The organism is Mycoplasma sp. Z386 (assembly GCF_054343375.1).
In genome coordinates this window covers 1-14,111 of sequence record NZ_JBTGVC010000026.1, presented here as the reverse complement: position 1 = coordinate 14,111, position 14,111 = coordinate 1, and the positions used below count along the sequence as shown (strand labels likewise).

Below are 14,111 nucleotides of genomic sequence, written 5' to 3'. Positions count from 1 at the left end.
GTAAAACAGCACTATTTGTATTTTTTCCCTATTAACTGGGAAACGCAGGAAAAACAATGTTAGAATTAAATGCCTTGATTGAAATTATTAAAGAAGAAAGATGGCATTAATTACTTTTCTAATGGGAAAATCCTGTATAAAAGGAAAAAAATCAAGATCAAAAAAATAGTCCTTAATTGGACTATTTTTGTGCTTTTTCTATCTCTTTTTTAATTTGAATTTCTTTTTGTACATCTTCTATTGAACTTTTAGCTTTGGTATCATGAGTTTTATTGGATTCATCATTAATGTCAATGATATTTGAATCATATGATACTGAATCACTAATAATAGTTATTAATTCTTTTTGAGCATATACAATTGCAGATTTAATATAAATTATTTCTTCTTTGTTTTCGCTTTTGATAAAAGCTTTGGATGGAACTATTGATGCAACAAATGGTTGAATTCCATATTGCAATCCTTTATATCCTTCAGTGGTTTTTAAAGTAATAATTTCGATATTTTTTTCTAAAAATACCCCATTAGGAGTAATTATTTTTAGTTTAGTTATTTTCATAATTAATAATTAAAGTTTTTTAGCTTTTTCAATTGCTTCTTCAATTGAACCAACATATAAAAATGCTTCTTCTGGTAATGAATCGTGTTTACCTTCAATGATTTCTTTGAAACTTCTAATTGTATCTTCTAATGGTAAAAATTTACCTGAAATACCTGAGAATTTTTCAGCAACAAAGAAAGGTTGAGATAAGAAGTTTCTAAGTCTTCTTGCTCTTGAAACAGTTCTTTTATCTTCTTCAGAAAGTTCATCCATACCAAGGATAGCAATAATATCTTGTAATTCTTTAAATTTTTGTAAAATTTCTAAAACTTTTCTAGCAACACTATAGTGTTCTTCACCAATTACAAGCGGATCAAGCATTCTTGAACCTGAAGCAAGTGGATCAACTGCTGGATAAATACCAAGAGCAGCAATGTTTCTATCTAGAACTGTTTTAGCATCTAGGTGAGCAAATGTTGTTGCAGGTGCAGGGTCAGTTAAGTCATCTGCAGGTACATAAACTGCTTGTACTGAAGTTATAGAACCATTTCTTGTAGAAGTAATTCTTTCTTGCAATTGTCCCATTTCTGTAGCAAGAGTTGGTTGGTAACCAACCGCTGAAGGGATTCTTCCAAGTAATGTAGATACTTCGGAACCTGCTTGAGTAAATCTAAAGATATTATCAATAAATAAAAGAACGTCTTGATTTAGTTTATCTCTAAAGTATTCAGCCATTGTTAGTCCTGTTAAAGCAACTCTCATTCTAGCTCCGGGAGGTTCATTCATTTGACCAAAAACAAGTGCTGTTTTGTCTAAAACTCCTGCAGCTTTCATTTCGTGATAGAGATCATTAGCTTCTCTTGAACGTTCTCCAACTCCTGCAAAAACAGAGAGACCACCATGTTGAGTAGCTATGTTGTTAATAAGTTCTTGCACAAGAACTGTTTTTCCAACTCCAGCTCCACCAAATAAACCGATTTTTCCACCTTTAACATAAGGGATTAATAAGTCGATAACCTTAATTCCTGTAACTAAAATTTCAGAAGTTGATTTTTGATCTTCGTAAGTTGGTGGAGTAGCGTGGATAGGCATTTTTAGTTTTGCATCCACTGAACCTAATTCATCAATAGGTTCACCAAGCACATTGAACATTCTAGAAAGAATTTCTTTTCCTACAGGTACTTGAATTGGTTTTCCTGTATCTACAACTTCAAGTCCTTTAGAAAGTCCATAAGTCATTTCCATGGCGATAGTTCTAACTACATCATCACCAATGTGTTGTTCAACTTCAAGGATAATTTTTTTGTTTGCATTAAGATTAACTTCTAAAGCATTAAGTAAAGCTGGAAGTCTACCTGATTCAAATTTTACGTCAATAACAGGACCTAAAATTTGAACAATTTTACCTATATTTTTTTCCATAGTTTCCTTCCTTTCTTTATTATTTTGTTGTTGTTCCACCTATTATCTCAGTTATTTCTTGAGTAATAGAAGATTGTCTTGCTCTATTAAAGACAATTTGTAAATTGTTAATAATTTCATCTGCATTATTTGATGCATTTTCCATAGCTGTTCTTCTTGAAGACATTTCGGAAATTTTAGATTCAGCTAAAGCATTGTAAATTGTAGAACCCATATATAAAGGGATAAGATTTTTTAAAATAATTTCTGGATTAGGTTCAAATTCTACTAAGACATTATTTTCATTGTCGCTAATATTAAAATCACTTTTTTGATCGTTATTTAGTGGTAACAATTTTTTAATTAGTGGTTCATAAAGCACACTATTAATAAATTTGGTATAAACTAAATTTACTTCTGAAACTGATTTAGATTCTAAAAGTTCTTTTATTTTGTTGATAACATTATTTACTAGTGAATAGTTTAAGTCATCTCCATAGTTAGAATGTTTTTGAATAACTTGAGTTTCAAAGTCTTTAAAAAGGGAAATTCCTTTATTTCCGAAAATTATTAGTTTATCATTTTTACCAATTTCCTTTTTAGTTAATTTGTAGATATTGCTGTTATATCCACCACATAATCCTAAATCGGAAGTAATGATAATAAATAATTTTGGTGCTTCTTTATTTAAAGTAAAAATTTCGCTAATGTTTTTAGTTTTTTGTGCTAATGAACTTAAAATGCTTTTGATAGAATTTGAATATTCTTGAATAGAAAGGAAATTATTTTTCATTCTTCTTAATTTAGCACTGGAGAGTAATTCCATTGCTTTAGTTATTTTTCTTGTATTTGAAATTAAATTAATTCTAGTTTTTATTTTTTGATTAGAAGCCATTTTCTATAACTCCGGCATTGCAGGATATAAAGAAGCATCATAGTTAGGAATTTTGTTGATAAATTCTAAAATAAAACTTCTTATTAATTTTTTAAATTCAACTAATAATTCGTCGTTAAATGCTCTTTCTTTAATCAATTCAGCCTTTAATTCTAAGGCTTTAGTATCGCTGTTTATAAAGTTAACTAATTCATCTCTATATTGTAAAATGTATTCTTTTGGAATTGGATTAATTAGTTTATCTTTAACAGAAAGTAAAATAATGGCTTGATCGTTTTGGTCAAAATGAATATATTGTCATTGTTTTAACAATTCATAAACTTTAGAACCGTGATCTAAAATTCTTCTTGTTGTTTCATCTAAATCTGAACCAAATTGAGCAAATGATTTTAATTCATTATATTGAGCTAATTGTAATTTCAATGAAGAAGAAACAAATTTCATAGCTTTAGTTTGAGCACTTGAACCAACCCTAGAAACAGAGAAACCAACATCAACAGCAGGTTTTTGTCCAGAGTTAAATAAAGCCTCTTTCATAAAGATTTGACCATCTGTTATAGAAATAACGTTTGTAGGAATATATGCTGAAATATCCCCTGCTTGTGTTTCTATAATAGGTAGTGCTGTAATTGAACCACCACCATTTTCTTGATTAAGTTTAGCAGCTCTTTCAAGTAAATATGAGTGTTGGTAGAAGATATCTCCAGGATATGCTTCTCTACCAGGTGGTCTTCTTAAAAGAAGTGAAAGTGTACGGTAAGCAACTGCGTGTTTTGATAAGTCATCATAAACAATTAGCACGTTTTTCCCTTTATACATTCACTCTTCGGCAATAGTTACTCCTGAGTAAGGAGCAATATATTGTAAAGGAGCAAGCTCAGAAGCTCCAGCAACAACAACTGTTGTATATTCCATTGCACCACTGTTTTGAAGTTTATTAACAATTTGTGCAACTGTGGAATTTTTTTGTCCAATTGCTACATAAACACAGTGGACATTTTGTCCTTTTTGGTTTAAAATTGCATCAATAGCAACAGCAGTTTTTCCTGTTTGACGGTCACCAATAATTAATTCACGTTGACCTTTTCCAATTGGAACCATTGAGTCAATAGCTAATATACCTGTTTTTAAAGGTTCGTTAACTTCTTTTCTTTTCATAACTCCAGGAGCTTCAACAAAGATTTCTCTTCTTTTGTTAAAATCAATTGCCCCTTTTCCGTCAATAGGTTCACCAAGAGCATTTATAACTCTTCCAACCATTTGTTCCCCTACAGGAACAGAAATGATTTTTTTAGTTCTTTTAACTAAATCACCTTCAACAACTTGGTTTTCTTTACCCATGATAACAACTCCAACAAAGTCGCTTTCTATGTTTAAAGCCATACCATAAATGTTATTAGGAAATTCAACTAGTTCCCCAAGACCAACCTTTTCTAGTCCGGATACAAGAGCAATTCCGTCACCAACTGAAATTACTTTTCCAACTTCGTCAGAAATGATTTTTTTGCCATATGACTTAATTTGTGCTTTTATTAATGCTGAAATATCACTTGTTTTTAATGGCATATTATTTTTCTCTCTTTCCTTTAAGTATATGATCTTTTATTTGATTTAATTGAGAATTGATTGAATTTTCAAAAATTAAATCATCTATAATAATTTTGATACCAGCAATTAGTTTTTTATCAATTTCATTTTTTAAAATTACTTTTTTATTGATTTTTGTTTCAATAAAATCAATAATTTTGTCCATATATTCTTTATTCAACTTATGACTTGAATAAACAATACCTTTTTTCTGTTTTAAATAGTCAAGAGCATATTTTTCAAATTTATTAAAAATATAATTAATTGAACTTATAAAGTGATTTTGAACTAAAAGTTTAATCATATTTACAAGTTCTGTTTGATAAGTTTTCGCAAAAGAAGCATCGATTAATTCTTCTTTTAGTTCAAATTCGATCTCAAAACTTTTTAAATATGGAAGTAAATCTTCTTCTTTTTTAAAGATTTCACTTAGTTTTTCTGTTTGTTTGTAAAAAACATCAACTTTTTTTTGTTCTAATGCAATTTGAAAAATAGCTTGTGCATAACCATTAATTCTTTCACTACTTATTGTATTCATAATTATTCATAAACCTCATTAAGTAATTTATCAATAAGTTCTTTTTCTTCGTAGTGACTTACGTGTTTTTCTAAAATTTTTGATGCTAATTTAGTTGCAACTGTAATAATTTCTTCTCTAGATTCCTCTTCAAATTTCTTTTGTTGCTGTGAAATATTTTTGTGTCCATCTTCAATAATTCTTTTTGCTTCTCTTTTAGCATTAGTAATGTATTGATTTGCTATTTTTTCAGACTCGATTTTAGCTTGGTTAATAATACCAGCTGCTGCAATTCTTGCTTCTCAAAGTTCTGTATTTCTTTTTTCTTCTAAAACTATGGATTTTTCTTTATTTTTGACACTTTCATCGATGTTATCTTGAATGAATTGTCTTCTTTCTTCAATCACTTTTTTAATAGGTTTATGAACAAAGAAAAATAAAGAAAAGAATACAATTAAGAAGGCAATAACAGTTGCAAGAATTACTCAAGGGTTTGGAAAAATATTTTTAAATAGATGAGAAATATCTTCACTTGCATCAACTTTTCCATCTGAACTGAATTGTTTTAAAATTAATTGATCCATTTTAATCTAATAAACAAAAATTAAAAGTATTGCAATAACAAGTGCATAAATTGAAGAAGTTTCAGCAATAGCAGCACCAATAATCATTAATTTGTTGATTTTTTTCTCTGCTTCTGGGTTTCTTCCTACAGCTTCAGCAGCTTTACCTGCTGCAAATCCTTGACCAGCTCCAACACCAAGAGCTCCAACCATAGCTAAACCTGCTCCAATTGCAACAAGACCTATCCCTGTAGAATTTGCTGAAACCTTAGGATCTAATTTTGAAGCAATTTCGATAATTTCATTTGTCATTTTAAAATCTCCTTATTTTATTATTATTCAACTTCAGCATTTGTACTTCAATAAGTTGTAGTTAGTAAAGTGAAGACATATGCTTGAATTACTACACCAAAAATATCAAAATAGAATATTAGTGGCGCAAAGAATATTGCTGCTGGCAAGTTAAAAACGCTAAATCCAGCTATCGGCAATAATGATCATACAAATTGTGTACCTGCATAAAATAAAATCAAAATTGTTGAACCACCAATTATATTACCAAACATCCTGAATGATAAAGAAATTAATGGTGCAGGAATTGAAATTATTTCAAGCGGATTAAGAAATTTTTTGAAAAATCTCCATTTTTGCATAGTAATACCTATGACAAAAATTCCACTTCAGGATACAAAAGCCAATGTGAATGTTACGGAATATGTACTTCCTATTGGTTCTAATCCAAATAAAGAAAGTAGATTTCCAAAAAGTAAAAAGGTAAATAAAGTAAATATATAAGGTTTAATATTTGTTGACAATTTACCTTTAACACCACTTTCATCTACAATTGATTCGACAATACCGAAGTATTGTTCAGTTATATAAACAACCGTTGTAGGTGCTTTATCTTTTTTTGTTTTTTTAATTTGAAAGTATAAAATCAATGATGTTACAACAACTAAAAAAACTAATATAAAAAGAGTAAAAAGTTGTGGTTGATTTCAATTTTCTAATCATTTATCCATTCTTTTTATCCTTTATTTTTTTAATAATTAAATTAATTACAACAACTGGTAAAACAAGTGAATTTCCAATAATATAAGTTATTAAATTTATAGGAAACAAAATAACTTGTATGTCATTTGTATTTGTAAATGCTTTATTAATAAAGATAATAGCAATGATTAATAAAGCATGAAATATTAATGAAAATAAACTAAAGACGATTCCAATTGTGTAAAAAAAATTCTTTTTTTTGCTATTTGTATTAATATTAACCTTTTTTAGTAACTCTAAAGTAAAAATTTTACTAAAAAAAGTTATATTCACAGAAATAAATGAAAAAATTCATCCTAATAGCAGAGAATAATTTCAAATAGAAAAAATAACAAAAACTATAAAAACTATTAAATATATAAAAATATATAAAAATATCAAGTTCAAAAATTCTTTTATTTTTTCTTTCAATATAACTCCATTTTGACAAGATTTCTCAAGTCCTTATAATTTTATTCTTTTTTACAAAAAAGCATATATTTTTTAGCAAATTATATGAAAAAGATCAAAAAATAACAAAAAAATACTGTAAAGTGTGCTTTTTGCTAAAAAAAGTTTTTTCAAATCATTCCAAAACTTTTTTGACAAAAATAAAATCTGAAAAAAAATTATCTTTTTTTATAAAAAAGTTCAAAAAAAGTATTATAATGTGGTAGATAGTGGTAAGGAGTGGTAATGTTTGGAAGTCATTTAAAAACTATTGACGAAAAGAACAGAATCATAATCCCTTCTAATTTCAGAGAAAAATTAGGTGATTATGTTTATGTTTCCATCGGTTTAGATAAAGTCATTGAAATTCGTTCTAAAGAAGAATTTGACTTAATCAAAGAAAAACTTAAAAAAAATAACTCTTTAAATAAAGCAGTTAGAGAATTTGCAAGATTTTTCTTTGGAAATACAACTGATGTTACTATCGACAAAGTTGGAAGAATTGTCTTACCAAAAACATTATTAAAAACTTGCTCTATCGAAAAAGAAGCGTATTTAATTGGGGTTGGAGAAAAATTAGAACTCTGACCAAAAGAAAAATACGAAAAACAGCAATCTAAATTCCTTGATGATGAAGAGATGGATGAGCTCCAAAAAACTTTATTTGAAAGTGGAGTTGAATTATAATGGAACATTTTCCAGTTTTATTAAAAGAAGTAATTGAAAAATTAGAAATTAATGAAAATGGTATATATCTAGATTTAACACTCGGAAGAGCGGGACACTCATCTAAGATTTTAGAAAAACTTAAAAATGGTCATCTATATGCATTTGATAAGGATATTGAAGCAATTAAGAAAAGTGAACAAAAACTCAGCTCAATATCTGGAAATTTCACTTTAATTCATAGTGATTTTAAAAATATCAAGAGCGAATTAGAAAAACTTAATATAAATAAAGTAGATGGCATATTAGTAGATTTAGGAGTTTCATCACCACAATTAGATGAAACTTCCAGAGGTTTTTCTTATAATAAGGATTATCGTCTAGATATGAGAATGGACCAAAGTCAAACTTTGGATGCTCATTATATTGTCAATAATTTTTCAGAAAGTGAATTAGTAGAAATATTTAAACAAAACGCTGATGTAATGCTCCCACAAAGAGTTGCGAAAGCTATAGTTCAACGCAGACCCATTAATACAACTTTAGAGTTGGTAGAAGTAATCAGGAAATCGTTACCTGCTAAGGTTGTAAGAATGAAAAATCCTGCAAAAGCCGTATTTCAAGCTATTAGAATTGCTGTTAATAACGAATTAGAATCTCTAAATACTTTATTAGAAAATGCTATTGATTTTCTTAAAGTTAATGGAAAATTACTCATAATTTCCTTTCATTCAACCGAAGATCGAATAGTAAAGAAATTTTTTAAACAATTAATATCAGAAAATGAAATTGATTATCGGATTCCGATAATGCAAGAAAAAAAATGAATGGCAAAATCAATTTTACCTTCTGATGAGGAAATAAAACAAAACAAAAGAAGTAGAAGTGCAAAATTACGTATTTTAACAAGATTAGTGGAGTAAAAAATGAAAAGAAATATAAAGGTTGTTGCTAAAATTGACACATCATTACAAGAATGTGCAATCTTAGCTTTTGAAGAAATAAAAAATGAAAAAGTTTTAATCTTTAATGAAAAAAACTTATTACAAAAAGAAGTTTTTGATTTTTATAGAGATGCAATGCAGTCTCTAAATAAAAAAATCAAAACAAATGTTAAAAAAATTTTTATTTCTTTGAGTGACAATTTTCTTTTTAAAACTAATCTTTATTCAGTTAAAACCGAAATTTTAAACCATAAAAAAACAATCACAAGTGAAGAAATAAATAGAAATTTAACTAAAGCAAAACAAAACAATTTAATTTCTAATCATACCTTTATTTCTATCATTCCACAAGAATACAAAATATATAAAAACAGTATATTATTTTATGAAGGCAATGAAAAACCTTTATTAAAAAATTCTGATTCTATTGAAATTAAGTATTCATTTACTTTTTTAGAAAACAATTTATATCAAGAAATAAATAATTTATTTTCACAATTAAATTTAGAAATTGAATCATTTTTCACTGAATTAATATCATTAGATAGACTTATTAATCTAGATTTAAATAATCAAGATTCTAAAAAAATAATAATTAATTTAAATAGTTCTAATACTAAAATTTCAGTTATAGAACAAGGGCATATTAAACAAATTAAAGATATTCCTTCTTCTTTTGCAGATATTAATAAAATAGTTGCAAAAGAATTAAATTTAGAAAAAAACCAAGTAGATGAACTAGTTAATATATATGGAGATAGCTTATCCATAATCAAACCCTCTACTAGTTTAATTAAAAATAAATTAACTGTTTTAGAATTTAAAACTGTGTTAGAAAAACATTATAACAAAATTGCTGAACTTGTTGTAAGTGAAATCAAAAACATAGAAAATTACAGTGAATTTGCAATTTTTCTAAATAAAAAAGAAGAACAAAATACTATATTTTTATCTTTAATTGAACAAAAAATCAATAAAAAAATTATTATTTTTAACTCTAAATTCCATCCTTTAATTTCCAAAGATGCAAAAGAAATTTTAGAAGGAATAAAATACATCGAAAAATCATATAATAATATTGATTTAAGTAAAAGTGAACACTTTTTAATTAATACTCAACCTTATTCAACAGATGAATTAATTTTCAAAGGTAATAAATTCTTAAATTTTTTAAACAAATTATTAACAAAAAGGATAAAACATGCATAATACTTTTAAAAACAACATAAAAATAAAAGTTTTAGGTATTGGTGGTTGTGGAAACAACTCCATAAAAACCTTAATGGAATATAACTTACCTAATGTTGAATATATAGCATTAAATACAGATGCACAATCCTTAAGTTATTTTGATGAAAATAAAGTAATTTATCTTGGTGATTACGAAAAAAGAAAAGGCTTTGGTGCAGGAAGTAACCCTAAAATTGGTTTTGAATGTGCCTTAGAAAGTCAACAAGAAATAGAAGATAGAATCAAAGATGCAGATATTGTTATTATAGCTGCTGGAATGGGAAAAGGAACAGGAACTGGAGCATCTAAAGTTGTAGCAGAAATTGCTAAAAAAACTGCTTCTTTAGTTATTGCTGTAGTTACAACTCCTTTTGAACACGAAGGTGAAAGAATTAAAAATAATGCTCTTCAAGGAATTGAAGAACTTAAAAAAATAGTTGATGGACTAATTATTGTCTCTAATCAAAAACTACTTGCTAATTATGGTTCAGTTTCTAATGAACATTCACTTAAATTCTCTAATACAATATTAGAAAAAACCTTAAACATTATTAATGAAATAATTAATGAAGTTGGTGTTCAAAATGTCGATTTTGCCGATTTATTATTTGTAACTAAAAACAAAGGTGAAATAATAATGAATGATGCAAGCGCATCAGGTAAAGACAGAGCAGAAAAAGCAGCTCAAAAAGTTATTTTTTCCAACATTTTAGAACACGAAATCACAGGATGTACAGATGTTATCGTTAATATTAGCGGTTCAGCTGTAACTTTCCAAGAAATTAGTTTAATTATTGATTTAATTAAAAATGCAACAGGAGAAAATGTTAATATTATTCAAGGATTAATTTCTAAAAATAATAGTGATAAATCACTGAAAATTTCCCTAGTTGCTTCTGGTTTAGAAAGAAGTTCTAACTCTTATAAAAATTTAGATTTGATTAATAATACTGCTTCTATGTCAACTTTAGATTCTCAACACACAAACACTTATAGTGATTCTACATATAACAATAATGAAAGTTTTAATAGTCCATTATTTCAAAATAGTAGTATTTCAGAAGATTCAACAACTTTTAATGAAGAGGAAGAAGATAATTCAGAATTATCACTCCCTAGTTTTTTAAAGAACAACTTGTAAAACGATGTCTTAGAAGTTTGCAATATTAACTTTAAAAACCTTTAAAAGCAAGTTTAAACTGGTTAAATTGAAGTTTTTCGCTTCAATTTTTCTTTTTTTTATTATAATTAAAAAATGAAAATTGGTATATTTGGAGGATCGTTTGATCCCATTCATAAAGGGCATATAAAGGTAGCAGAACAATCACTAAAAATTTTATCTCTAGATAAATTCTTTTTTGTTCCAGCTTTTAAAAGTCCATTTAAAACAAAAAGTAAATACGAAGATTGAAATGATCGTGTAAAAATGATCAATGATGTTAAACCAGAAAATACGGAAATTTCTTTATTTGAGATAAATCGTAAAGGAGTAAGTTACACTATTGACACTGTTAATTATTTTAAAAATAAATTCCCAAATGACGAATTATTTTTAATTTTAGGTTCAGATAATTTGGATAAATTACACAAATGAAAAGAGATAGAAAAAATCAGTTCATTAGTGAAAATTGTTATTTTTAAAAGGGAAAATAAACTAAATAAGGAAAATTTAAAAAAATTTAATTGTATTTTATTAAACAACGAAATTTTCCCCGCTTCTTCAACGGAAGTTAAATTAGGGGATTTTAGTAATTTATTTAACCAAACAATTGAATATATCGGAAAGAATTTTCTTTATATTTTAGAAATTTTAAATAACACTACAGATGCCAAGTTAAATAAACATTGTAGAGCAACAGCATCGCTTGCTGCTGAGTATGCAAAAAGTTTAAATTATAATGCAAAAATAGCTTGATTTTCTGGACTAGTTCATGATTTAACAAAAAGATGAACAATAGAAATGCATAGAGATTTTTTAGTAAAAAATGATATAGATGAAAAAGAAATTCCTGATTATAAATTACACCAAACTACAGCTTCTTTATGATTAGATAAATATTATAAAGTGCAAAATCCAGAAATAGTTAGAGCTATTTCTGTGCACACTTCTATTAATTATGAAATGTCAACTTTAGACAAGATTGTTTTTATGGCAGATAAATTGTGTCAAGGTAGAAAATGAGAAGGAATACAAGCTATTAGAAATTTAGCTTTTAGCGATTTTGATTTAGCTTTTAAAAAAGTAGTAGAGCACATTAAACATTTTAATTTAAACAAAACCACAGTTTCAAAAGAACAATTAGATATTTATGATTATTGACTTAACAAAGATTAAAAACGCATTAATAATTGCCGATCAAGAAGAAGAGCATTTACTTATTCAAGAAGGATGAAACTTAAAAAAGACTATTAAAAAACTAAATAAAAAATTTTTAGTTTTTGAAAAAAACAATAATTTTCTAGTAGTTTTATATTCTGGTATTGGATTAATTAATGCTGCAAGTAGCACTACTTTACTACTTTCTGTTTTTAATAAGATTGAAAATGTTTATAATTTTGGTGCAGTTGGTTCAATATCTAAAAAACATGATATTTTTGAGATAGTGATTCCAAAAAAATTTTTTAATATTGATACGCAAACTCCTTGATACAATTTTGGACAAACACCAGGGGAAAAACAGTATTTTTTAAATAAAATAAAAATAATAGAAAAAGTAAAATACAGCAATATCTGTTCTTCAAATTCATTTCTTGATTCCAAAGAAAAAGCTCTAGAATTCTACAAAAAAACAAAATGTGAAATTTTCGATATGGAAAGTTTTGCCATTGCACAAGTTTGTTCTCAAAACAAAATTAATTTTTTTAGTGTAAAAGCAATTTCTGACAAAATTTCGCAAGATATAGATAATAAACTAGATATTAATTTTAGAATAAAAGAATCATCAAAAAAAGCTTTTTTATTTTTAATTAGCAAGATAATTGATAATTAATTTTCTTAATAATATTTACGTATTAAGAAAAGAGTGCTATAATAATAATGTAAAACAATTTTTCACAACCAAGTTTAATTTAAATAAATTAAGTTAAACAAAAACTCCATTTCTACCGACAGTGGAGTTTTTTTAATAAAATTAGTATATTTACCATCGTTTTGTCTTTAAATTAAAATAATTTTCATTATTTTCTATTATTGATTGAACTAGTCACATTTTAATATTAGTACAGAATTTATTTTGTAACAAAACCAGAAAAAATCGGGATTTTTGGCGGATTTTGCTGAAATAAAATAGATAGGAAAATGTATTTGTTAAAGCAATTAACAATAAATCATTAGTGAAGATGACATTTTAATTAATAAAACCCCCCGAACATTTTGATTAATAATTTACAAATTTGCAAAAATTTTATAAATATTTCAGAAAAGTGCTATAATAATAATGTAAAACAATTTTTCACAACCAAGTTTAATTTAAATAAATTAAGTTAAACAAAAACTCCATTGCCACCTATATAATGGAGTTTTTTTATTTTCAACTTCAAAAAATAATTTTATTTTTTCAAACTTTATTTAAGTATAAATAAAATTATTATCCAGAGTTTTCCAGTTAATAGTAAAAAAGACAAAATCAACCAAAAATGGTTGATTTTATTGTTTTTGTTTTTCTTTATACTATTTTTGATAAAATTCCTTTTATAGCGTATTAATATTTGATATTATCTTTACTTTCATCAGTTTTATAATTTAAAGATTTACTTTAATTATTTTACTTTTAAATTCATTCAAAAACGATTGTTTGAAAATTAAATGCTCCTGTTTATGTCTATCATTCCCAAATATTTAGGATTATTTTCTAATTTTTATTATTACCAAAGATAACTTTTTAAATAATTTTTTAAAAACTTTACAACGGTTGGATATACTAATTATTATAAAAGAAATTTTCATTGTCAAACGGCACTATAATAGAATAACATTTAAAAAGAAAAAATATTTTTTAATACATAGTATCAACTTTTAAAAAAGTATTAAAAAAACCCGTCAATTAAGAATGACGGGACTCCATTTCCACCTATATAATGGAGTTTTTATATTAGGTCGTGAAAAATTAATTTTATTTTTTAAACTTTTACTTAATTATAAATAAAATGATTATTAATAAAATTAATATATTTTCCATGATTCTACTTTGAAATAAAACAATTTCTCACCCCTTTCTGTGACATAAAAACTTAGTCACATTTTAATATTACCACAGAATTTATTTTGTTACGAAAATACGGAAAA

General features: G+C 26.2%; 14 protein-coding genes. 6 read left to right on the top strand and 8 right to left on the bottom strand.

The features are described 5' to 3' along the window. Positions 1 to 181: 181 nt before the first annotated feature. The 8 genes from ACXX85_RS03670 to ACXX85_RS03635 are packed head-to-tail and all read right to left on the bottom strand — an operon-like array spanning position 182 to position 6,526. Positions 182 to 559 (bottom strand): hypothetical protein, encoded by a 378-nt coding sequence (locus tag ACXX85_RS03670; protein ID WP_436358375.1) that lies wholly within the window; start codon positions 557 to 559, stop codon positions 182 to 184. 9 nt (positions 560 to 568) lie between these two features. Next, positions 569 to 1,963 carry a F0F1 ATP synthase subunit beta gene (gene atpD, locus ACXX85_RS03665; RefSeq protein WP_458560659.1) on the bottom strand — a complete coding sequence of 465 codons (1,395 nt, stop codon included), beginning with the start codon at positions 1,961 to 1,963 and terminating at the stop codon, positions 569 to 571. A gap of 19 nt (positions 1,964 to 1,982) precedes the next feature. Then, positions 1,983 to 2,837 (bottom strand): ATP synthase F1 subunit gamma, encoded by an 855-nt coding sequence (gene atpG / locus ACXX85_RS03660; protein WP_436358373.1) that lies wholly within the window; start codon positions 2,835 to 2,837, stop codon positions 1,983 to 1,985. Between the two features lie 3 nt (positions 2,838 to 2,840). Further along, complete coding sequence (gene atpA / locus ACXX85_RS03655; protein ID WP_458560658.1) at positions 2,841 to 4,403, bottom strand: F0F1 ATP synthase subunit alpha; 1,563 nt, start codon at positions 4,401 to 4,403, stop codon at positions 2,841 to 2,843. A 1-nt stretch (position 4,404) separates the two neighbouring features. Further along, complete coding sequence (locus ACXX85_RS03650) at positions 4,405 to 4,962, bottom strand: F0F1 ATP synthase subunit delta (protein WP_458560657.1); 558 nt, start codon at positions 4,960 to 4,962, stop codon at positions 4,405 to 4,407. Positions 4,963 to 4,964: 2 nt separating this feature from the next. Then, positions 4,965 to 5,525 carry a F0F1 ATP synthase subunit B gene (gene atpF / locus ACXX85_RS03645; RefSeq protein ID WP_458560656.1) on the bottom strand — a complete coding sequence of 187 codons (561 nt, stop codon included), beginning with the start codon at positions 5,523 to 5,525 and terminating at the stop codon, positions 4,965 to 4,967. Positions 5,526 to 5,531: 6 nt separating this feature from the next. Further along, on the bottom strand, positions 5,532 to 5,816 hold the full coding sequence (gene atpE / locus ACXX85_RS03640; protein WP_458557368.1) for an ATP synthase F0 subunit C: 285 nt from the start codon (positions 5,814 to 5,816) through the stop codon (positions 5,532 to 5,534). A gap of 23 nt (positions 5,817 to 5,839) precedes the next feature. Next, the gene (locus ACXX85_RS03635) at positions 5,840 to 6,526 is read right to left on the bottom strand and encodes a F0F1 ATP synthase subunit A (RefSeq protein ID WP_436358368.1); all 687 of its coding nucleotides are present in this window, start codon (positions 6,524 to 6,526) and stop codon (positions 5,840 to 5,842) included. Between the two features lie 706 nt (positions 6,527 to 7,232). Here ACXX85_RS03635 and mraZ point away from each other — a divergent pair. From mraZ to ACXX85_RS03605, 6 genes are all read left to right on the top strand, one after another. Next, positions 7,233 to 7,673 carry a division/cell wall cluster transcriptional repressor MraZ gene (gene mraZ / locus ACXX85_RS03630; protein WP_436358366.1) on the top strand — a complete coding sequence of 147 codons (441 nt, stop codon included), beginning with the start codon at positions 7,233 to 7,235 and terminating at the stop codon, positions 7,671 to 7,673. Beyond that, positions 7,673 to 8,575, top strand: coding sequence for a 16S rRNA (cytosine(1402)-N(4))-methyltransferase RsmH (rsmH, locus tag ACXX85_RS03625; RefSeq protein ID WP_458560655.1), 903 nt, complete (start codon positions 7,673 to 7,675; stop codon positions 8,573 to 8,575). The genes mraZ and rsmH overlap by 1 nt, the downstream gene beginning before the upstream one ends. Before the next feature lie 3 nt (positions 8,576 to 8,578). Beyond that, complete coding sequence (locus ACXX85_RS03620) at positions 8,579 to 9,805, top strand: hypothetical protein (protein WP_458560654.1); 1,227 nt, start codon at positions 8,579 to 8,581, stop codon at positions 9,803 to 9,805. Further along, complete coding sequence (locus ACXX85_RS03615; RefSeq protein ID WP_458560653.1) at positions 9,798 to 10,967, top strand: cell division protein FtsZ; 1,170 nt, start codon at positions 9,798 to 9,800, stop codon at positions 10,965 to 10,967. The genes ACXX85_RS03620 and ACXX85_RS03615 overlap by 8 nt, the downstream gene beginning before the upstream one ends. A gap of 114 nt (positions 10,968 to 11,081) precedes the next feature. Continuing rightward, the gene (locus ACXX85_RS03610; protein WP_436358362.1) at positions 11,082 to 12,161 is read left to right on the top strand and encodes a nicotinate-nucleotide adenylyltransferase; all 1,080 of its coding nucleotides are present in this window, start codon (positions 11,082 to 11,084) and stop codon (positions 12,159 to 12,161) included. After that, positions 12,136 to 12,816 (top strand): phosphorylase family protein, encoded by a 681-nt coding sequence (locus ACXX85_RS03605; RefSeq protein WP_436358361.1) that lies wholly within the window; start codon positions 12,136 to 12,138, stop codon positions 12,814 to 12,816. The genes ACXX85_RS03610 and ACXX85_RS03605 overlap by 26 nt, the downstream gene beginning before the upstream one ends. Positions 12,817 to 14,111: the final 1,295 nt, after the last annotated feature.